At 66.4% G+C, this 449-nt stretch carries 1 protein-coding gene; it reads right to left on the bottom strand.

Annotated elements, in window-relative coordinates:
• Positions 1 to 390, bottom strand: a 390-nt coding sequence (locus tag GJV82_RS19260; protein WP_155100339.1) for a hypothetical protein, incomplete at its 3' end; no start/stop codon positions are given.
• Positions 391 to 449 lie beyond the last annotated feature (59 nt).

The raw sequence follows: 449 nt of genomic DNA, 5'->3' as shown, positions 1-449 counted from the left end.
GGCAGGTTCGGGCAGCTCCTCCTGGACGTCGGGCTCGAGCGCCTCCATTGCCTGGCTCAGTGCAAAGTCACGTGACGTTGAGGCGGCAATGTCACGTGACGTTGCACTGACATCCTCAGCATTGTCACGTGACTTTGCTTCGGCATCCTCATTGTCACGTGACTTTGCTCGGTGCGTGTTGGCGCGCAGCATGCGTTCGCGCAGCAGCGACAGCGTCACCGTCTGCTCGATGGCCTGGCGGGTCCGCCGTGCCTCGTAGGCCCGCTGCCGACAGTTGCGCGAGCAATACAGCCGGGGCTTGGTGCCCAGCGACTCGGGCACCGTCCGCTCCATGCAGTGCTGGCACAACCGACGGCCGGCCTCATCCCGCGGGGTCTCGTACTTCGTCATGCCGCGACCGTACCCGGGGGAAGGTCGCGGCCCGGCAACCCCTCGGACCTCCGACGAGC

It is taken from the genome of Cellulosimicrobium composti, from assembly GCF_009711085.1.
GTDB lineage: Bacteria > Actinomycetota > Actinomycetes > Actinomycetales > Cellulomonadaceae > Cellulosimicrobium > Cellulosimicrobium composti.
This window is presented reverse-complemented; position numbering and strand designations above follow the sequence as displayed.